The sequence below is a fragment of the Bacillus sp. OTU530 genome (assembly GCF_038440375.1).
The window spans coordinates 247,770-269,135 of sequence record NZ_JASATP010000001.1; the positions used below are offsets into that span (position 1 = coordinate 247,770).

General features: G+C 43.3%; 17 protein-coding genes and 1 riboswitch. Of the genes, 9 read left to right on the top strand and 8 right to left on the bottom strand.

What is annotated here, in order from left to right; translation table 11 throughout:
* Positions 1-173 precede the first annotated feature (173 nt).
* From AAHB12_RS01300 to AAHB12_RS01320, 5 genes are all read right to left on the bottom strand, one after another.
* Positions 174-1,631, bottom strand: coding sequence for an ATP-binding protein (locus AAHB12_RS01300; RefSeq protein ID WP_129726980.1), 1,458 nt, complete (start codon positions 1,629-1,631; stop codon positions 174-176).
* Positions 1,632-1,943: 312 nt separating this feature from the next.
* Positions 1,944-3,704 (bottom strand): allophanate hydrolase, encoded by a 1,761-nt coding sequence (atzF, locus tag AAHB12_RS01305; protein WP_342044025.1) that lies wholly within the window; start codon positions 3,702-3,704, stop codon positions 1,944-1,946.
* A complete protein-coding gene (gene uca / locus AAHB12_RS01310) occupies positions 3,701-7,339 on the bottom strand; it encodes an urea carboxylase (RefSeq protein ID WP_342044026.1) in 3,639 nt (1,212 codons plus the stop codon). The genes atzF and uca overlap by 4 nt, the downstream gene beginning before the upstream one ends.
* A gap of 50 nt (positions 7,340-7,389) precedes the next feature.
* Positions 7,390-8,040 carry an urea amidolyase associated protein UAAP2 gene (locus AAHB12_RS01315; RefSeq protein ID WP_342044027.1) on the bottom strand — a complete coding sequence of 217 codons (651 nt, stop codon included), beginning with the start codon at positions 8,038-8,040 and terminating at the stop codon, positions 7,390-7,392.
* Positions 8,041-8,073: 33 nt separating this feature from the next.
* Positions 8,074-8,793: an urea amidolyase associated protein UAAP1 gene (locus AAHB12_RS01320; RefSeq protein WP_342044028.1), complete on the bottom strand. Its 720-nt coding sequence runs from the start codon at positions 8,791-8,793 to the stop codon at positions 8,074-8,076.
* A 69-nt stretch (positions 8,794-8,862) separates the two neighbouring features.
* Positions 8,863-8,962: riboswitch (guanidine-I (ykkC/yxkD leader) on the bottom strand.
* A gap of 346 nt (positions 8,963-9,308) precedes the next feature.
* On the opposite strand from AAHB12_RS01320, the gene AAHB12_RS01325 reads away from it, so the two are divergent.
* The 3 genes from AAHB12_RS01325 to AAHB12_RS01335 all read left to right on the top strand — a co-directional run bounded on the left by AAHB12_RS01325 (position 9,309) and on the right by AAHB12_RS01335 (position 11,661).
* Positions 9,309-10,640: an APC family permease gene (locus AAHB12_RS01325; RefSeq protein ID WP_342044029.1), complete on the top strand. Its 1,332-nt coding sequence runs from the start codon at positions 9,309-9,311 to the stop codon at positions 10,638-10,640.
* 301 nt (positions 10,641-10,941) lie between these two features.
* Positions 10,942-11,268, top strand: a complete 327-nt coding sequence (locus tag AAHB12_RS01330; protein WP_129726974.1) for a hypothetical protein — start codon at positions 10,942-10,944, stop codon at positions 11,266-11,268.
* A 126-nt stretch (positions 11,269-11,394) separates the two neighbouring features.
* Complete coding sequence (locus AAHB12_RS01335) at positions 11,395-11,661, top strand: hypothetical protein (RefSeq protein WP_342044030.1); 267 nt, start codon at positions 11,395-11,397, stop codon at positions 11,659-11,661.
* Between the two features lie 289 nt (positions 11,662-11,950).
* Here AAHB12_RS01335 and AAHB12_RS01340 read toward each other — a convergent pair whose 3' ends face one another.
* Positions 11,951-12,376, bottom strand: a complete 426-nt coding sequence (locus tag AAHB12_RS01340) for a DUF3997 domain-containing protein (protein WP_342044047.1) — start codon at positions 12,374-12,376, stop codon at positions 11,951-11,953.
* Between the two features lie 150 nt (positions 12,377-12,526).
* On the opposite strand from AAHB12_RS01340, the gene AAHB12_RS01345 reads away from it, so the two are divergent.
* The 3 genes from AAHB12_RS01345 (at position 12,527) to AAHB12_RS01355 (ending at position 14,881) form a co-directional block, all read left to right on the top strand.
* Positions 12,527-12,982, top strand: coding sequence for an RDD family protein (locus AAHB12_RS01345; RefSeq protein WP_342044031.1), 456 nt, complete (start codon positions 12,527-12,529; stop codon positions 12,980-12,982).
* Positions 12,983-13,853: 871 nt separating this feature from the next.
* Positions 13,854-14,339: an SDR family NAD(P)-dependent oxidoreductase gene (locus AAHB12_RS01350; RefSeq protein WP_129727068.1), complete on the top strand. Its 486-nt coding sequence runs from the start codon at positions 13,854-13,856 to the stop codon at positions 14,337-14,339.
* Positions 14,340-14,656: 317 nt separating this feature from the next.
* Positions 14,657-14,881, top strand: coding sequence for a hypothetical protein (locus AAHB12_RS01355; protein WP_129726971.1), 225 nt, complete (start codon positions 14,657-14,659; stop codon positions 14,879-14,881).
* Between the two features lie 172 nt (positions 14,882-15,053).
* Here AAHB12_RS01355 and AAHB12_RS01360 read toward each other — a convergent pair whose 3' ends face one another.
* Positions 15,054-16,211: an aminotransferase A gene (locus tag AAHB12_RS01360; RefSeq protein WP_342044032.1), complete on the bottom strand. Its 1,158-nt coding sequence runs from the start codon at positions 16,209-16,211 to the stop codon at positions 15,054-15,056.
* Positions 16,212-16,591: 380 nt separating this feature from the next.
* On the opposite strand from AAHB12_RS01360, the gene AAHB12_RS01365 reads away from it, so the two are divergent.
* Positions 16,592-17,566, top strand: a complete 975-nt coding sequence (locus AAHB12_RS01365; protein WP_129726969.1) for an HD domain-containing protein — start codon at positions 16,592-16,594, stop codon at positions 17,564-17,566.
* 346 nt (positions 17,567-17,912) lie between these two features.
* Positions 17,913-19,199 carry an ATP-binding protein gene (locus tag AAHB12_RS01370; RefSeq protein ID WP_129726968.1) on the top strand — a complete coding sequence of 429 codons (1,287 nt, stop codon included), beginning with the start codon at positions 17,913-17,915 and terminating at the stop codon, positions 19,197-19,199.
* A 41-nt stretch (positions 19,200-19,240) separates the two neighbouring features.
* Here the strand turns inward: AAHB12_RS01370 and AAHB12_RS01375 are convergent, their stop codons facing one another.
* Complete coding sequence (locus AAHB12_RS01375) at positions 19,241-20,032, bottom strand: DUF3967 domain-containing protein (RefSeq protein WP_342044048.1); 792 nt, start codon at positions 20,030-20,032, stop codon at positions 19,241-19,243.
* A 521-nt stretch (positions 20,033-20,553) separates the two neighbouring features.
* On the opposite strand from AAHB12_RS01375, the gene AAHB12_RS01380 reads away from it, so the two are divergent.
* The gene (locus AAHB12_RS01380) at positions 20,554-21,279 is read left to right on the top strand and encodes a hypothetical protein (RefSeq protein WP_342044033.1); all 726 of its coding nucleotides are present in this window, start codon (positions 20,554-20,556) and stop codon (positions 21,277-21,279) included.
* Positions 21,280-21,366: the final 87 nt, after the last annotated feature.

Here is a 21,366-nt window from a genome sequence, read left to right on the forward strand (position 1 = left end):
AATAGGTTGACTTCCTGATTCAATCGCAGTCAATGTTGTTTCAGATCCTATACACCGTTTCTCGGTGTATAGGAACAAATGGGATGCGCTTTCAAAACAGTAAATAAAAATTTGTGAGGGGAAAAGATTAAGGATTGTGTTTAATATATATGTTACTGCGGAATGCAGCAGTGTTATGGGTTGGAAAATGTAATTGTAAAGGTCGTGCCTTCGCCTGGTACACTCTCGCAGGAAATGCTTCCTCCGTGGTTTTTAATGACGCGATATGTTACCATCAGTCCAAGGCCATTTCCTTTCTTTTTGGTTGTGTAAAATGGTTCCCCGAGGTGATCAATCTGCTCAGCAGGAATGCCTTGTCCTTGATCACGAACAGTGACAATGATGTTATTGTTTGACTCCGTGCAGGATACAAATACATAGCCGCCTCGCTTTTCCTCCATGGATTCTATGGCGTTCTTCAAGAGATTGAAGAAGGCTTTTTTCAGCTGGTGTTTGTCACCGCAGGAAAGTATCGAGTTACCTGTGTAATTCGTTTGGACGTTTACCCGCCTCTTGAAAGCTGCTGAATCGAGAAGCTGTATGATCTCATCAAATAAACCGTGAAGATCCACACTGGTAATCTGCTGCTGCTGCGGTTTGGCAAGCATCATCAGTTCGCCGGCTGTTTGGTTAATATGATCAATTTCCGATTCAATGAGCTTGATGAACTTTGGTGTAAGAAAGGATGTGTCCTGGAGCATCAGGGAAATGAATCCTTTGATTACGGTGAGAGGATTACGTATTTCATGACCAATTCCTGCTGCTAGTTCGCCGAGCAATGCCAATTTTTCGGTTTGCATCAAAGCCTCTTCCGCTTGCTTCTTCGCTTTAATGTCAATAGATGAACCAATTAACGCCACTGTTTCTCCATTTTCGACAATTGGGCTTAATGATGTGAGCCAAAATAGTTTGTTTAAATAATGTACCTCAAAGACAATTTTTTCTTGGGATTCCCAGCAGCGGTTGTACTGTTCATATAAGAATGCAGTATGGTCAGGAGTGAACAACTCCTTAATGTATGTTCCGGTCATGTCGTTAGGTGTGTAACCGAGTTCGTAGATAAGCTGTCCGTCACAAAGTGCGAAATAAAAATCTTGCCCATGTTTTTGGACTTTAAATACGAGCCCTTGCTGATTTCGCATAATATCGGTCAATTCCTTATGCATGAGCCGAAGTGCTTCCTCATGTTTTCTTCTTTGGCTAATATCTCGTGAGATGCCAACAATATAAAGGCATTTGCCTGTGTGCTCTTGAAAAATAGGGATGAGCGTTGTTTCGTATGTTCTTTTTCTTCTTCCGATGGTTAGTTGTTCTTCGTAGCTAAGTTTTTGTTTGTTCATAATGGCTTTTTGATAGTTTGCGTTCATCGCATGTGCGTCATCTGGGTGGAAGATATCTTCTGTTTGCTTATTCTTTATCTGCGCGAGTTGTATACCGGTATTTCTTACGTAAGCGGGGTTTATGTGAGTGAATCTGAAGGTAGGTAAATCGTCAACGCTGATAAGAAACATCATATCCTCTAACTGGTCGAAAATGATAAACAGCTGCTGAAAATCTAGGTTTTTATTTGCTTGTATAGCGGACAAGTCCAACGGTATTACACCTCCATTTACAGTGGGGAATAAGGATCACATATCGTTTAGCGGTATTTTCAGTCATATATCTCCTGCTTCTGGTGCTGTTTTTCGCGTGCATTATCAGCTTACGTATCTAATATATCTTGTTTTAATTGAAAATTCCATAAAATACTAGTATTAGCTTAAAAAAAGCGAAAAACTTTGCTAGAAATAGCCGATTCCCATTTGAAAAAAGGCTTTCCCGTTGATGAAAAGGAAAGCCTTTTGGTATCAGAGTAAAAATGTTTCTTCACAAATAGGGGTAGGAATTATAGTTTTATAGGGTACTTAACGTCTTGCCTCGACAGGCTCAGCTATTGCATTGCGCCAGCTGCCGAGCGCTGTAATATTTTCTGCATCTGCCGCTGCATACGCTTCACAAATAAATCCCGGAACCTCTGAGCCGTCTTGCAGTTCGACCTTACCAATCCCGAGCGGTGCAGGGATAGATGCTGCGAACACGCCGAAGGAGGAAAGAGGCATTTCCCACAGCTCCAGTTCGATGGAAGCACCTCCATTTTCTGTCTTGATGAGCCCTGGCTTTGCAGGGGATGTCGGCAGTTTTACAAACTTATATTTTGCTGCTGTAGCTGCTTCTCGAATAAAGGTCGCGCCGCATTCCTTCATCTGCTTTTCAAGAGGAAAGCCCCGCATGTGCAGACCGCACACCGCTACTAAGGTTGTTTCTTGTTTCAGTAGCTTGGCGTTGTTTGTAAACATGTTAGCAGCGCCGTAAATGAGTCCTTCTTGATCCCAAAGAGAGAAGAAGGTAATGCCGAATGGCAGCTGTGGTGCCGCATCATCGGCAGGTACTGCGATAGCGCATAGATCAAGAAGATTACAGTGGTTTGTAAATCTCCCCATGTCGCTGTTTGCGCTAATCGGGTTTGATCGTACCTCATCACGCGTCCATGTCCCACCAGCGGTAGGTGTAACAAGCACAGCGTTGCCGAGCTGCTTTCTTGCCGCAAGCTTAAAGGTCTGTAGCTTGTGCATTGCGTGAAACAAGGATGCGGCTGTGTGCTTATCCGCAGCGCCAGAGCGAAGCACCTGTTCTGTTACAGGGAATGTAACTCCTGGATGGGACTCTATAAATTCACTTAAGTCTGCCCAACGCTCTGCCACAAGTGGACCATCATATAAAATCGCAGCTGCTTCAGCAAAGAATTCGTAATCCAGATACTCGATGGGGATATTCAATTGCTTGAGCTGCTCGACAGTTCTTTCCCAAGCACGTTCGTACTCTGCAGCGAACGGTCCGAAAAAGGAAAGCGGCTGTTTTGGCAAATATATTTTTTCTGGAAGTGCCGTAGAAGGCATCGGAATATTTCGGGACCAAGGATTTTCATCATCTATGCCGCGTGCGATGCTGTCTACGATCATCGCATCAGTTGTACTATGAGCAAATACGGTTATGCAATCAAGACTTGCGCAAGCGGGAACAACCCCTTTTGTTGACCAAGCGCCAAGGCTTGGTTTGTATCCGACGAGTCGGTTTAAAGCGGCAGGCACACGTCCTGAGCCAGCTGTATCCGTACCGAGTGAGAAGGCTGCCTGGCCGCGCGCCACAGCAACGGCAGAACCGCCACTGGAGCCGCCGCTAATAAGTTCTGGCCATAGTGCGTTATGTGTTTCGCCATATGGACTTCTTGTTCCGACAAGACCGGTAGCGAATTGGTCTAAATTTGTTTTGCCGACAGGGATGGCACCGGCTGCGACAAAGCGTTCTACGACTGTTGCGTGCTGTAATGGTATATACGTATACTCTGGGCAAGCTGCTGTTGTAGGCATGCCTGCTACATCGATGTTGTCCTTGACAGCGAAAGGGATGCCCCATAGCGGCAGGTCTGTACTAAGTGATTCCAGTCGCTCTATATAGGGCTGAAGAACTTCTGCCGAAGGCGGCGTGATCCAAATATTCATTTCACTGTCTCTGTTGGCGCGTTTAATAATTTCGTCAATGACATCCTTTGGTGTAATTGCCTTTTTTGCATACATGTCGTGAAGCCATTCGATGGATAATGTCTCCGGGTATTGTACGATGCTCATTTTAGTAATACCTCCTCTTTTGTTTCCTCCACAATGCTTACTGTCAGTTGTCCTGCATGCACTTCATCCCCTGGTTTTACATAAATAGATGCCACATATCCGTCACAAGGAGCGTATTGGGGAAACTCCATTTTCATACTTTCTTCTATTATAAGTGTGTCACCCTTTTGCACGTGTTGACCAGGTGAAACAAGAACCTTCCAAACACTTCCGGGCAATGCGCACCGCACTGCAATTGCGCCTTCGGGAATTTCTTCCTCCTCGGCAGCGCCAGCAGATTCTTGCTCTGAGATATATTCTGCCAGACCGAGAGCTTTCCAGCTTTCTCGTTCTGCTTTAAATGCGTGCTGCTGCTGGGTACGGAATTCTTCTGCGCTATCCTTAATCTCATCTAAGAATCTTAGATATTCTCCGAGGTCAAAGGTTGTTTCTGTAATATCAGCTTCAAATCTGCCGCGCAAGAAATCTTCACGTAATTGAAGCAACTCATCAGCTTCAACTGGATAAAATTGAATTTGGTCAAAGAAGCGCAGCAGCCATGGTTTGCCGGTTTGGAAACTTTCCGTAGAGCGAAGACGATTCCACATTTGAATAGTGCGACCGACAAATTGATAGCCGCCCGGACCTTCCATTCCGTATACGCACATGTAAGCACCGCCGATTCCTACAGCATTTTCAGGAGTCCATGTTCGCGCAGGATTATACTTCGTTGTTACAAGGCGATGGCGCGGATCGATTGGCGTTGCAACAGGTGCCCCTAAATACACATCGCCAAGTCCAAGAACGAGATAATTAGCCTCAAATACGATGCGTCGTACATCTTCTATACTGCTAAGACCGTTGATGCGTTGGATAAACTCCAGGTTGCTGGGGCACCAAGGCGCATCAGGGCGAACGTTTTGCTGATAACGCTCAATCGCAAGCTTTGTTGCCGGATCATCCCAGGAAAGAGGGAGACGGACAATTCGAGATGGCACTCGGATATCCTCGAGCGGAGGAAGTGCGCTGTCAATTTGTAAAATATGCTGACATGCTTCTTGTACTGTCATTTTTGCAGGATTAATATGAACCTGCAAAGAGCGAATTCCAGGTGTTAAATCAAGTACAGGGAGAACATTGCTTGTTTGAATAGCCTCCATAAGCGCGTGAATTTGGAAGCGAAGTAATAGGTCCAGTTCCATCTCGCCGTATTCAACCAAGAGGTTTTGATCGCCGCAGCAGCGAATAGTAATCGCAAATCTTCTGTTTTCTGCATCACTGGCTAATATCGGATAGTGACTCGATAATGTTTCGTTCGGATATGGAAGCTGACATACAGCCATCTCATCCCAAGCGGCGCTGCTGATTGCTTGTAAATTCTTCTCCTGCAAGCTGCGTAAATTCTCGGCTTCCTCTAATGTAAGCAGATGGAAACGAACGGTATCTCCCGGATGAAGCTGGCCGATTTTCCAAAACTCTGCTGAGGCTGTTGTAACAGGACAAACAAATCCGCCAAGACTTGGACCGTCTGGACCAAGAAGAATTGGCATGTCGCCAGTCAAATCAAGAGTGCCGATCGCATAGGCGTTATCATGAATATTAGAAGGGTGCAGCCCTGCTTCGCCGCCGTCCTCACGTGCCCAATGCGGTGCAGGTCCGATGAGGCGAACTCCTGTCCGCGAGCTGTTAAAATGAACCTCCCACTCTGTTTCGGTAAGCTGCGGCAGGTAGTCAGCATGAAGAAATTCCTCTGTGCAATGCGGACCCGGAATAACACCAATGGTCCATGTCCGAGACATAGCTGGTCTAAAGGCAGCAGGTAACGCTTTTGTTAGCTTTGGCAGGCTTCCTTTGTTGACGGAAAGTACATCGCCAGTACGCAGAGCACGTCCGCCATGACCGCCAAATCCGCCGAGTGTAAATGTGGAAGAGCTCCCGAGGATGCTTGGCATATCCAAGCCGCCTGCCACAAGTAAATATGTCCGCATTCCTTGTTTTGCCTCATGAAATGCCAGTACCTGTCCGCTTGCTGCGAACACGGGCTGATACATTGGGATTTCTTTATTATCGAGAGTTGCTCTCATGTCAGCTCCGGTTACACAAAACCACATCTCATTTCGGAAGCGATAGGAGCCTCCGCGCAGTGTGAGTTCTAAACCTGAAGCGTTCTCGTTGTTTCCGAGCAGCTGATTGCCGATGCGGAAGGAAAGGGGATCCATCGGTCCGCAAGGCGGAACACCGACATCCCAGTGCCCGGTTCTGCCAGGCCAATCTTGTACGGTTGTTTGCACACCGCCGTCCAATACCTCAATCGCGTGCTCATTAGGTGTGAAGCCATTTAATAATTGCGTATATACATTTCCTTCTCGGCAATCCTCTTGCTTAAGCAGAGCCTCTAAGTATTGGAGGTTTGTCGTAATGCCGTACAGGCGAGTTTCGGACAATGCGCTCATGAGCTTATTAATGGCATCTAGTCTATTTTCGCCGTGTACGATGATTTTAGCTAACATCGGGTCATATAACGATGTAATCGTAATGCCATCCCTTACCCATGTTTCGATTCTAGCATTTTTTGAAAAGATAGCTTGATCAAGCTGTCCTGAGCTTGGGCGGAAGTCATTTAGGCAATCCTCAGCATATATACGTGCTTGAATGCTGTGCCCGTTTGGTTTTTTCACGAGTGTCTGTAAATCACGCAGTTCATCTGCCGCTTCGCGCACCATCCACTCCACAAGGTCAACTCCGAGCACTTCTTCTGTTACGCCGTGCTCTACCTGCAATCTTGTATTCACTTCAAGGAAATAGAAGGAATATTGCTCAGGATCATAGAGGAATTCAACTGTTCCAGCGCTGCGGTAGCCGGTTTCGGATGCTAGCCGCTTTGCGGAATCTAGCATGCTTTCCCGAACATGCTGCGGGAAATTTGGTGCTGGGCTTTCTTCAATTACTTTTTGATTGCGGCGTTGAATGGAGCAGTCGCGCTCTCCTAATGTCACAACTTCACCGAAACGGTTTCCGAAAACTTGCACCTCAACGTGACGCGCCTTTCGAATGTATTTTTCTAAAAAGACACCGCCGTTTTTAAAGTTTGCTTCAGCAAGGTGGCAAACGGCGTCATATGCGGAGCGGAGCGCTTCTTCATCCTCGCACACGCGCATACCAATTCCGCCGCCGCCGGCTGTGCTTTTTAAAATAACCGGATAGCCGATACGCGCCCCATGTTCCAAGGCTTCTGTCAGCTCTGTAATAAGTGGAGTTCCGGGCAGCATAGGAACTCCCGCTTTTTCTGCAATTTCTCTCGCGGAGTGTTTTAGGCCAAAAAGCTCCATTTGCTCCGGGGTTGGACCGATGAATGCGATGCCGTGTTCCCGGCAAGCACGGGCAAAGTCTGCATTTTCACTCAAAAAGCCATAACCAGGATGAATCGCCTCTGCACCTGTTTTAAGCGCTGTTTGTAAAATAAGCTCTGCATTTAAATAGCTGTCCTTTGCCAGTCCCTCTCCGATGAGAACCGCTTCGTCTGCTAAATCGACATGAAGGCTATCTTGATCTGCTTTTGTATAAACAGCTACGGATGCGATGTTCAGCTTATGCAGTGTCCGGATAATCCGAGTTGCAATAGCTCCGCGATTTGCGATGAGTACTTTTTTAAACATGATAACCTCTCCTTTTTGAATATTCTGAAATAATTACGTGCAAATTTCTGTTATTTATCCCAAATGAGTACTTGAACCGGCGTTGGGTTATAAGCGTTACAAGGGTTGTTTAACTGCGGGCAGTTGCTAATAAGCACCATTGTGCGGCATTCGGATCGCAGTTCGACATAGCAGCCGGGAGCGGAAACCCCATCTGCAAATTCCAGCCCGCCCTCAGGAGTAACCGGCACGTTCATAAAAAAGTTAATATTTGGCGCTAAATCGCGTTTTGTATAAGATTCATCATGTTTTGCAAGCTGCAGCATAAATGTATCCCGGCAATTGTGCATATGCAGCTTTTCGTGTGCGTAACGTACTGTGTTGCTTTGCGCGGAGCAGGAGCCTCCTAATGTATCATGACGTCCGCATGTATCAGCGATGATTGTCATCAGCTTGTTTCCTGATTCGGACCGCAATACAGAGCCAGTCGTTAAATAAATATTTTGCTGCGCTGCAACTGTGGCAACAGCGCTGTAGTGGTCTTCAGGGTGATCTGCATTATAAATTAATGTATCAGCAGCCTGATTGCCCTCAAGGTCAACAATTCGGAGCACTTGACCTGGAAGCAGCTCGTGCATCCAGCCATCCCCTGCCAAAATCGTCTCGTTATAGATCGCATTCTCTACGCTGCGCCCGCTTTCTACTCTATTAAAAACAGCCATGTAAATGTTCCTCCTTTGAATGGTTATATTGTGTTATAGGCCTAGCAGTGTATGGTATTCCCATGTATTTTCAAATGCGCGTTTATTTTCCGGACGGTAGTTGACACAGTAGTCATCCGTATCAACAGGAGCTGATGGAAGAACTTCAACTTTAACTGGCACGGATGGGTACACTGTTCTCGGGTCGAGCGGATTTGGTGTGTTGGAAAGGAGAAGAAGAACGTCCATTTCTGTACGCAATGTTACGCTCGCGCCTCGCTGGCAATGCTCTAAGGTAAAATGCATATCACCATTATGGTCACAGGATACTTTTGAAAATAAATTTACGACAGGGACAAGATCTCGCATGCCTAAACCGTTTCTTGTGAGCTCTACTGCGTAGTTTTCTTGTCCGCTGCGCAGCCAGTCATTTCGTAATTCTTGATAGGTGGTAGTTCCGTATTTGTTATCTGTTGTTTCTCGTGTTGTGTAGCCGCAGATCGTATCGTGCCAGCCAAGCTCGTCATCAACGATGCTTGCCAGCACGCGTCCATTATCGCTCATGAGAACATTTCCTGCTGTTAAGCGGGAAGTGTGCTGCGCTTTTAAGGTATCGGGCATATTGTAGCGCTCTGATAAATCCTTTGCGTTGTACATCAATAGAGAAAGGTTTGCTCCGTCACCAAGTGCTGTAAAACGAAGCAGCCTTCCGCGGCTAATTACTCCTGACCATTTTCCTCCAGAACCGATTGTTTTGCTCCAAATGAGATTCATTTTATTAACCTCCTAAATGATTTAGAAAAAACAAAAGGGAGATACCGCTAAGACGCATGTCTTAGTGATATCTCCCAGGCTTTTATCCTTCCGTGTACACAGCTATGGATGCTGTGCGTTTTCTCTTGGACCTGACCGGCTAAGCCGCGGAACCCTAGAAAACTGAATATTGGTTTGTGTTATAAAATGTAACATGAAAAGAAATGTAATGCAACATAGATTTAAAAAAATTGAATCCCCTTAAAAATAATGTTAGATTATCTAACGTTATAGTTGAAAATTTTAATTTTCTGAATTTACACTATAGGAAAGTACAGTATACATTTCCAGCTGGAAGCCGATTCGACGTAGTGAGAAATTTTAGGAATACAGTATAAGTGCAACTACGCCTCTGTCTTCGCCCAAAGGCAGGGCTCACCAATCGGCGAGTTTTCTTTAAAATGACGAATAATAGCTGCTGAACATGAGAAAGTACACACTCAAAAATATAGAAGTCGAAGAAAGAGGGATGGGAAATGGAAAAAGGAGCTGTACTCGCAAAGTCGCTCACATTGCATCAAGTTGTATTTGTCGGTCTCGCTTGGATGACCCCAATGATTTTCTTTACGGTATACGGCGTAGCATTCGAGGCATCAGGGGGACTGCTTGTTCCAGCCTATCTCGTGGCATTTTTGGCGATTTTCTTTACCGCCTATAGTTACGGAATGATGGCAAAGGCATATCCGATTGCCGGCTCTGCGTACACCTATACGAAAAAAGCTGTAAACCCGCAAATGGGCTTTCTTGTAGGCTGGGCTCTTTTGTTGGATTATATCTTTTCTCCTATTATCGCTTGTTTAACGTTTGGAATTTTTCTTAATGCACAGTTTCCAGCTATTCCAGTTCCAGTTTGGATTATTGGCATCAATATTATTCTTGCGATTGTGAATATCGTAGGGATTAAGTCGGTTGCACGTATTAGCGGGTTTTCTGTTTTATTGCAAATTGCCTTTATTGTACTGCTTTGCGCACTTGTCATTAAGGATATTGTAGGGGGAGGGGGTACGCTTGTATCCGCAAGTACGTTCCTTCATCCTGATATGTCCCTTTCTACAATCTTTGCCGGCGCTGCCATTATCTGTTTTTGCTTCCTTGGCTTTGATGCTATTACGACGACAGCGGAGGAGACCATCAATCCGACAAAGACAATTCCAAAGGCTATCTTCATTATTGTTTGCATTGCTGCAGCATTGTATTTATCAGTCTCTTATTTTACCAAAATAGCATATCCGAATTTCTCCTTCCATCATCCTGATACAGCATCAATGGAGTTGATTAAGCTAATTGGCGGAAATCTGTTAAATGCTATCTTTATTGCGGTGCTTGTGGTAGCCATTTTTACGCAGGGTGTTTCGTCCGTTACGAGTGTATCACGTTTCCTATATGCACTTGGTAAGGAGGCTATCTTACCAAGGAAGGTGTTTGCAAGTATTCATCCGCGCTTTCAGACACCAGTTTTAAACATTGTTATTGTCTCTGTGATTTCATTGATCTCACTGTTTATCAGCCTTGATACAGCTGTTACCTTTGTTAGTTTTGGTGCCCTGACAGCCTTTACGTTTGTAAATATTTCCGTCATTGCTCACTATTATGTAAGAAATCGTCAACGTTCCTTGGGGCAAACGTTCCGATATTTGATCTTTCCTTTGATAGGGGCTGGATTCATTGGATGGCTGCTCACGCTTTTAAGTAAGCAAACGCTTGTGTTGGGATTGGTTTGGCTCTCCATTGGTTTTGTATACCTCTTCCTTAGAAAGAAGCTATCTACCAACTCGTCTCGCGAACGAGGTTCAGAGGAGATTGCTTAAGTTTATGATTATATAAATATAATAAAAAGGAGTTTGTCATTTTCCGACAGAAGACCTCCGCTTTAAGCACATGATGGGCGTAGCGTGGTAAGGAAGCTGCTGAAAAAGTCCATTTAAAGAAGAAAAGAAGCTAACTACCTACTATATTGTAGATAATTAGCTTCTTTTTGTTTTCTGTATATTGATGAAAAATTCTATTACGTACACAAGCTAGAGCTTTTTCGAAATTTTGGTAGTGTTTGCAACCTCATACAGCTTGCTGAATATAATGGTACAGGCAGTTAGAAAGGAGTGGCGCTGCATGAGATTTGCCGCAGCGGTCTTTGGGATGAGCGGGATGATGAGCATTCATGTATTCTGGTTGCTTGTATCAGAAATAAGTACATCCTCATTTGCTCCGTTTGTTTCGTGGTTGTATATCGCTCAACTTTTTGTATTTGGAATACTTGGTGCATACCGATTCCGTACAAAAGTATGGTATATGCACATGGGTATTTTGCTTATCTTATGTATTTGGGCACAGAGCCTGTTATATGCAGGTGTGCTCGCGGACAGTTTGTTACGCACGTGCTGCGTTTTATTTGGAAGCGTTGTATATAAAATGCTGTTTCGAGAGAAATGTGTTTGATAGGAAGGCAAGCCCATACGGTTTTATGGGCGAAATGCTTTTCGAAGCCAGGCGGGATGTCTGGCTTTTTTTGGATTGATAGGTGAGGAGGAGCGGGTTGCATAATAGGAGAAAGGGGGGAATATATTGCTGATTGGAATTACAGCTATTGTGATCGTGTGTACAGCTTGCTTACTAAGCTATCTTTTATATAAGGTGTTTCCGAACTATGTTATCCCTTATATTCCTTGTATAATCTACACACTCGGTGGCGTGTATTTTTTGATGCTTGGGGGAGCAGTGCAAGGTGAGATCCAATTACAGCTGAGGGCTTGGGCAATCGTTATGTTTGTTGCAGCATTGGCAAGCTTTGGTGTATGTGCATGGCTTCAGTCGAAATATTCTTCAACATAAAAGTGAACACACTGCGATGTGCTTAGCAGTAAAGCACCCCGCGTATTATACGCGGGCTGCATTGCAAATACAAATGGGGTAAGGTACCCGACTGGTTACTAGCAAGGGATTTCTTACACTGTAGGAAAGTATAAATTTCCAGCTGGAAGACGATTCGACGGAGTCGGAAATGTTAGGAATACAGTATAAGTAGGGCTACGTACGCCTCTGTCTTCGCCCAAAGGCAAGGCTCACCAATCGATGAGTTTTCTTTAGATGAATAAGCATTGTTACATGTAGAAAGCCTTATTTATTTTTGTGCAAGCTTTTCAACTTTTTGCAATTGAAGCGAGCTTGAAATGCGAAATTCCTTTTTTTGTGCTTCGAATTGCTTTTTCGTATAGGGACCGAATCTTTTGTTGTATTTTAGGTCAATAATCCAATAGCGTGCATTCTGCTGATTGGGAGTTTGTGCGTCAGGGTTAAGGGGGTCAGGCTGTAATTCAAGCTGCTTTGCCAGTATGTAGCTGTCGTTCCATGCTACCTCCGTAACAGCAGGAGGGATGAGCTGTGAAGCGTTGAAAGCATCCATTTTCGGAAGGATTTGGGTTCCGTTTGTAGAGGACTGCAGAACTTCGTAATCAGCGCCGATATCATATTGCGTGTAAGGCGATGGAAAGGCACAACCTGACAAAAGTAAGCAAGCTACGAAAAGGAGAAATGTGTTTTTCGTCATCACATACTGACCTCCTTAAGATTAGGTTTACATCTATTGTAACCAAAAACAGGGATGGCAGTCACGTACCATACTTTGTCGGAAGTTGTCACAAAAAGTGGAGCATGGTAAGATGAGAGCGAAAGTATGGAAGGAAAGGAAGAATTCATCATGAAACTGCATGTTCATCAACCTGTCTTTGTTATGAATCGAGTCGGAGCGCTTCTGATAGATATGTTTATCATCTCTCTTGTATACGGTGCTGCGGCTGCGGTAATCAGTGGGGAGTATACAGCTGTTTTTGATCGTTTTCAAGTCAGCCTTGGTGATGCCCGTTATGATATGCTGCTTGCCCTCGTGATTATGGCAGCTTACTTTGTTTTGCTTCCTTTAGTTTGGAATGGCCGTACAATTGGGAGCCGTCTTTTGCGTATACAGCTGTTAAAGGAGAGCGGGGAAGCGGTTGGAGCAGGAACGCTGCTTTGGCGCTTTTGTATCTTGGTGTTATCGAATGTAGTGCTGCTTGGTATTCCGGCTATTGTTAATATATATATTATGCTTCTTCGAAGGGATAACCGGGGCTATCATGACCTAGCTGCCCGCACGAAGGTCATTAGTAATCTATAATTGAGACATGGGGATAGTATCAAAGGTGTTTTTCACTGTAAGAAAGGATAAATTTCCAGCTGGAATCTAATTTGATTCATCTGGAAATTTTAGGGGTTTGGTATAAGTGCAACTACGCCTCTGTTTTCGCCCAGGGGGCAGGGCTCGCCAATCGGCGAGTTTTTTTGCACTTGTAAGAAAGTATAAATTTCTAGCTAGAAGACAATTCGACGTAGTGAGAAATTTTAGGAATAAAGTATAAGTGCAACTACGCCTCTGTCTTCGTCCAAAGGCAGGACCCGTCAATCGGCGAGTTTTCTTTATTCACAAATCTGTCACGATTATGGGATTTTTTAGGTGTTTTATTAGGGTGGATTTTATTTTTCGGAAAATTTTTTAAGTTCTAACTTTTTTTCTGCAAAAAACGACATTGTTTTTTTGTTATAATCATTTTGTATAGGACTGGCATTTCCTATAGAAGTACCCTTCAGGAACAGGCACGCAAATATGCAGCGTGTCTCATTTTTTGCTGTCTGCTACATAACTTCTCTCAGCATTGTTATAGAAGCTCGGTATGTGTTAACAGTAAGCAGGGGATTGTCTTGGCATGGGAGCAGAAAACCGGTAAGCAGAAAGAGGTAGAAAATCAAGCTGCCGTAGAAAGAATGCGAACAACATGCATGTGTGACATTTGATTGGCACAGGGAAGGCTGCATTGGTAACAGTGCTGTTAGAGTAGCAAGTGTGTCTGAAGCAACAAGGATAATACGATCCCCATTTAGGGATGCAGTAGGGTGCTTTTAGGAATCGATTCCTCATTGTTGAGGCTGTTTGTTGTAGAAAGCAGAGGATACTGTAGAACGGGAAGTTTATTGAGAAGGGGTAGAGGATGATGAAGCTAGCAGGGAAGGTTATCATTGTGACAGGCGGAGGTATTGGCATCGGGCGTAAAACAGCGCTTTTATTGGCGCAGCAAGGTGCAAATGTCGTAATTACCGATATTGATGTAGAGAATGGTAAGGCGACGGTAGAAGAGATTTTGGCTCAAAATGGTCAAGCAATTTTCGTTTCCCATAATGTGAATAAAACGCAGGATTGGAAACGTGTAGTAGAAGAGGCAATGAAGGCATATGGAACGATTGATATGCTATTTAACAATGCAGGCTTATACCGAATCCGTTTTGTCACTGACGTTGCGAAGGACCAATGGGAAGATGCAATGGCGATTTATTTAAAAGGACTGTTCCTAGAAGTTAAACATCTTACATCTTCAACTGACAAGCGGGAGGAGAGCACGGTGAATGATTTGCCGCTTGCAGGCTTAATGAGAGAACAGCAGCAATTTTTCGAAACGGCTGAACCTGCTGTATCAATCTAACGCGAATTTTCTAATGAAGCTTGATAAAAAGTCGCCTAAGGCGGCTTTTTATCACTTTAAGAAAGTATAAATTTCTAGCTAGAAGCCAATTCGACGTAGTGAAAAGTTTTAGGAATACAGTATAAGTAGGGCTACGCCTCTGTCTTCGCCCAACAAGGCAGGGCTCGCCAATCGGCGAGTTTTCTTTCTGGCAGCATTACATAAGAAAATATACACTCTTGTTTCACAGCGCCTATTTTAGCAATAGTAAGCACCGAATTTTTCTTTGAATAATAGTATAGAAATATAATCACTTCTTACTAAGGGAGGTGACTTGTATGGATAACACATTAAAGTTTTTCTTCGCCGCATTTGTCGGCTGGCTATGGATGTCTGCAGCCGGAGTGATGGGTTCTTCTTTAACATCCTTCTTTCATTTCTTTTCCTTTACTGCAATTGATGGATTTATCAGCTTTTTAACATATGTGATGACATTTATCGGTTGGCTAGCAGTTGTCTTCTTTGGCTGGCTTACAATAAGAAATGCGTGGAAGTCAAAATAAGCCAGTACTCATAAATGTAAGCGATTACAAATGGAAGCTAAGGACAGTTACCGTTCTCAGTAATTCAGCTTTGGAGAAGAAAAATACAAATCTAAGTTATCATACTAGTTCTTGTGTGTTTCATCTTTAAATTCGCATAAAAACGCTTGGAGTGATCCAAGCGTTTTTATGTTTAAATCTTTTCTTGCAAAAATTGTTCGATTCGGTCACAGCCATCCTTTAGGGTTTCTAGACTGTATGCGTAAGATAAACGAAGATAGCCTTCTCCGTACTCAGAGAATGCTGTACCCGGAACAACCGCAACTCCAGCTTCTTTGACAAGGCGCATGGCGAAATCAAAGGAGCTAGTCTCAAACTGCTTAATTGAAGGGAAAATATAAAAGGCGCCAGTTGGCTGTTCAACTGATAAACCCATGCTTGTTAAGCGATGGTATACATAGTCTCTTCTTCTTTTGTATTGATGACGCATCATGCGAGGCGCGTCCTTGGCCGCCGTCAGTGCTTCTATTGCCGCATACTGAGAGACAGAGGAAGCGCATGTTACATTATACTGATGCACCTTTAGGATTTCTTTGGCAATATAAGCGGGAGCGAACAAAAATCCAATACGCCAGCCCGTCATAGAATGTGATTTGGAAAGGCCGTTAATCACAATTGTTTTATCACGCATAGACGGGAATTGAGCAATCGAGCTATGAGCTCCTTCATAAACAAGCTCACTGTAAATTTCATCAGAGATTACGAAAATGTCTTTAGCCTCTAAAACATTAACAATTTCTTGAAGCTCCTCCTTGCTAAGTGTGACGCCTGTTGGATTAGATGGATAAGGCAAAACAACACAGCGTGTGTTGGCTGTGATAGCTTGCTCGAGTGCTTTGGCTGTTAAGCGAAAGCCGCTTTCCCGGACATCAACAAATACAGGCTTTGCGCCCATTAAACGAATAATCGGTTCGTAGCCAGGATAGATAGGGGCAGGCAAAATAACCTCGGCTCCCTCATCTAAAATTGTCCGAAACGCAATATCAATCGCTTCACTCGCACCTGTTGTCACAATCACTTCGTTTGCTGCATCATAATTGAGCGCGTATCGCTCTTTGACAAAAGCAGAGGCAGCTTGTCTCAGCTCAAGGATGCCGGCATTATGCGTATAGCTTGTAATATTCTCCGTAATAGCACGTTTGCCAGCCTCCTTTACTAAAGAAGGTGTCGGGAAATCAGGCTGGCCAATCGTAAGGGAAACTACATTGTCGTATTCTTGAATCATATTAAAAAATTGGCGAATGCCTGAGATTTGAATATTTTTTACACGAGGATTTAATAGATGTTCCATAAAGTCTTCCTTTCTTCCGCTGCAAAATTTTTATTTACACTGTAAGAAAGTATAAATTTCCAGCTGGAAGCTAATTTGACGTAGTTGGAAATTTTAGGAATACAGTGTAAGTGCAACTACGCTTCTGTCTTCACCTAAGGGCTCGCCAATCAGCGAGTTTTCTTGTTTATTTTATCATATCTGCCAGTTCCATTGCGAAGTTTTTATTGGGAGTAAACAAGCTGAAAAATAAAAACGCTTCAAGATAACCTTCAATTATGTAGTATGTGAAAAAAGATGTAAATTTCTCTAACGTTTCTGTAAAACAATGAATATAATACCAAACCTATCATAGTATGATGATAATCTCTAGTGAAAAGAATGTGGGATGGTGATCAGAGGTGCAGCAAACCTTTTGCCAAGAAACGGTATACGATCCGCTTTATAGACATGAAATTAAAGCCCTTCCTCACGAACTGGAGCTATTTCAATCCAAAACGCTCCGAAGGTTAAAATTCTTAAGCCATTATGGTACTGCTTCGCTTTACTCGCCGATCATGCATTCAAGGCTCGACCATACGATTGGTGTTTGGTCCGTTATTGCTCGTTTCTTTCCAAATGATAAAGAGCTTCGTCTGGCCGCCTTGCTTCATGATATCGGACATTTACCGTTTTCTCATGCTGTTGAAAAAACACTTGGTTTTAATCATCACGCGAATACGGAAAAGCTCATCCGTGAGGGCGAAGCAGCACGTATCCTGAAAAAGCATGGATATGACGGTGAGCATATTGTAGCTTTATTAAATGAAAATACACCATTGACAAGCAAAACAAGCCTGCTTGGGGCAGACCATTTTGACAGCTTTTTACGCGATGCATACCTCGTTGGGGGGATTGCTAAGGAGCCGTGGGAACTTATTCAAAATATTAGATTTCTGGGGGATTTTGTGGAGACCGATATAGAGACAGGGCTTCATATTATGGAAGCGATGGTTGTCGATCATAATGCCTTTCTCAGTCCGCTTGCAATTGCTATTGATGGCTTATTAGCAAAGGCGGTGGCGGCGTACGCGAAGCATCAGGAGGTCAAATTGTCATTCATCGAACCGCTTACGAATTATGAGCTGATTTACCATCTGCAAACGTGTGAAAGCCCGGAAGTAAAGGAATTGATGAATGTAGTGCTGTGGGAGCCTCATCGTATCTGTATACATGAAACGCCAGCAAAGGAAAGGATGCAGGTAGAGGTGAAAAAAGTATATGACAAGGAGGTTCTTGTAGGTGGAAGGCCGATTAGTACTTTAAGTGAGGAAGCGCAGGAGAAGCTAAGAAAAGTGAAGAGCTTACAAAAAACGTATTATGTTTCCTATCAATGAAGAAAAGCGGACATGGTCCGTTATGTATTCAAAGGGTTGTGATGTTTCACGGCCCTTTTCTTTTTCACACCAGAAAGTATAACTTTTCGAGGTGATGTCTAGCTCCCAAGGCTAAAAATGGCAGACTCCGGGCTGAACCTCCGCAAAAGGCAAAAAAGAGCCTTTTACTCCGGCCCACCCCTACGCTGCCATAAAAGGCGGGCCTTGTCCGCTTTTCTTACATCCACATGTCGATTCATGTTGATTTGGGTACCTACATAAAATGGGTAAAAAATGTAAATTTTTACAAATTAAATAGCTATAAATGTTATAATTAGGGAAAAAGGGTGACTGGGGGACGGGGAGTTTGGAGCAGATTGGGGATCTTCTTATTCAACTTGCAATTGTGATTTTGCCTGTGTTTTTGTATGAAACACTTCGCTTGAGTCGTTATCATGTGTCTGTTCCAAAGAGAAATTGGAAAACAACATCTCTTCTATCAGGAGGCATTGTTGCTTTGTCTATGATGTATCCAATTCATCTTGGAGGACATTATTACTTCGATTTTCATGCTATTCCTATTATGGGTACATATTTATATGGAGGAGCATATGGTCTGTTTCCAGCGATATGTTCTGTAATCGCTTATTTGCTTTTATACGGGGGAGATACTATTTGGATACAATTGCTCGATATCGCCTTCCTGACAGGTGTTTCATTTTGGCTGTCGCGTAAATGGAACACTTTCGCAAACCATAAGAAAACGATTATCTCCTTTTTGCTTGCATCGTTGTATGCACTTCTTTATCTAGTCGGAAGCATTGTCCTAGTTTCTCTATATGATTCTTTTACACAGGTTATTTCTCAAGCATATGTGTATTTTACGATCGCCGCAATCGCATTGGCTGTAGCGATGGCATTTCAAGTCTATTTAGCAGAGTATTTATATGATAATGCAATGCTGCGGGTCGAGATGCAAAAATCGGAAAAGCTAATGATTATAAGTGAGCTGGCAGCGAGTGTTGCTCATGAGGTAAGAAACCCACTTACAGTTGTTAGGGGCTTTATTCAATTATTTCAAAGAGCAGAGGATATAAAGAATAAGGAATATCTTGAGCTTGTGTTGACTGAGCTTGATCGGGCAGAGCATATTATTTCAGACTATTTAAATTTGGCACGTCCGCAAATGGAGAAAAAGGAGCAATTTTGTTTATCAAATTTGCTTGACGAAATGTCAACGATCATGTCCTCCTTTGCGGCTATGCAAGGCGTGTATTTACAAACAGAGATTCAGAAGGATATTTATATGGTTGGCAATCATGCAAAACTAAAGCAAGCGATTATGAATATTGTAAAAAATGGAGTTGAAGCAGTGGGCGATCAGAAAGGCTATTTGAAGGTAAGGGCCTATCAAAAGGGGGATGAAGCGGTTGTAACTGTTAAGGATAGTGGTGTTGGCATGGACAAGGAACAGCTGGCAAGGCTGGGGCAGCCATACTATTCTTTGAAGGAGAAGGGGACAGGTTTAGGGCTTATGGTAACATTTAGCATTATTCAGGCGCACCAAGGAAAAATTGCCTACAAAAGTGAAAAAGGGAAGGGAACAGAAGCAAATATCACCTTGCCGATTCTTCCGCTGGACATTTCCGAATGAAAAAGTTACCGAGGGTATCGGTAACTTTTTCATTTCTATTATTATGCACGCTCCGGCTTCGCGCGGAAGATGTTTTTAATCGTTTTTACCCATGTGTTTTCTTTGGATGCGGCAATCATTCGTTTTGTTTCCTGCATTTCTCGAATAAGGCTCATCAATTGTTCATCTCGGCTCGACTCCTGCCTATACACATGATTGATAAGCTTATTCATTTTTTCATCCTGCTTGGATTCCTTTTTGTACATTTGACTAAGCACGTTATCTATTTTTTCGTCCTGCTTGGATTCAGTTTGCTTGACATGATCGATTAGGTTGCATAGCATGTTTTCTTGTTTTGATTCTTTAACGTATACCTCCTGCATGAGCCCATCCAGCTTCTCATCCTTTTGGCGATTTTGTGAGATAAGTGTTGAGTTTTGATGAATAATTGCTTCATTTAACTGTGCAAGTGTATCAAGTTTATTCATAAATTCTTCGAACTTTTTATTTTGCTCACGAATGGTCGTATTCACATCATCATATATAGCAATGTGTGTTTTGGCTGGCGACATAGCCTGTTCAGGCTCGACAGTCTGTAGCGCTACGGGTATCGTATCTTCCGGCTTGCCTTGTAATACTGTGGTAACTGCTTCAGCAGCATTTTCATCCAGCTCAGACACTCGTTTATGAATATCCTTTAATAAGCGGATATCCGCCATTGTAAACGTGCGTGAATTACCAGTTTTCTCAATTATGTAACCATGCTGTTCAAGCAAATTGCTGTATTTTCGCACTATATTGCCGGGGATACCCGTTTTATTAGCGATATCTTTTGTCTTATAAGTTCCTGTCATAGCCAAATCTCCTTTCAAATGGTTCGTACTTACAAATTCCATACGCCCCATGGTTCCTCCTTTGAAAAAGAATGTCGGATGGTTGGAAGTTTTCTACAAGTTCCGTTGGAATTAGTAAAAAAGCTGCAGAAGATGATAGGAATAAATGTTATATTTTGGAATAAAAAGGGAGGGATAGGTGGTAGATCCGCTTTTCTTAATAAGAAACAAGATAGCGGACAGAGGCGTAGTTGCCCTTATACTGTATTCCTAACATTCCTCGCTACGTCGAATTGCCTTCCAGTCAGAAATTTATACTTCAAGTGTAAAAAACGAATAATAGTGCTGATGATGTTCTTTAACAGATGGTTTCTTTAGTCAAAACATGTCTAAAATGTAAAAATAGAGCATGATTTTTAGCATTCCTTGTTGAATATGGTAGAGTGAATGATGAACTTGTACCTCGTTTCATTGTAGTTCGTTTTCCATATGGAGTAAAATAAGAGAGTAATCATATATATAATAATGAGGAAGAGGTTGAGGTGAAGGACATGTCAAAATGTCAGGATAGACTGGATATGTCAGTCTATACGGTATATGAACCAGAGGAAACGCAGATGCGAGTTACTTTATCAGCCGCATCTAGCCTAACGGACATTGAATGTGCCATGCATCTTCCAGAGGGAGTCATTTTGCGCTCTTCGTCGATTCCTCCTGCTAAGGTAGAGGAGGAGACTGTGACCTGGACGAACCCGAATGTTTCGCGATGGGAGGTAGCTGTAACACCTTCATCAGAAACAATCAGATTTACAGCAACAGGGGGGATTGGCAATGAGAGGGTTTTAGTGGAGCGTGTCGTGCAGGGTGGGGAGAAATTTGTCTTGGCGCAGCTTATTGTTTGCAATCAGTCTAGAAAAGTCTCCAGCTATCAACCAGGCGATGTGCTGGAGATAGAAATTCGTCTTCGAAATTGTGGGACGGTAGATGTAGTACAGTTGTTTGGAAGTCACATGATTCGTGATTATTTGTCGTATATACCTGATACGCTACAGACTGATAAAGGGGAGGGTGCCGTAGTCTTTCGACTTGTGCGCTGGCGGATTCCCTTGCTGCAGCCTGGAGAAGAGGCTGTATTAGCATTTCAAACAAGAGCGCAAGAAGGAAATCCGCATGATCATATTACCATTGGTGCAACATATACGTTCCAAGCCCGCAGTATGATGTATGGACCTTATGAGACAGAGAGGGTATTGCTTTCAAAGGAGTAAAAGGAACCGATTCGGTTCCTTTTAGTAGGAAAGCATAATGTTGCGGATGCCATCTTTCTTCCTTCCTCGCAAAAAATAAGACTTGTA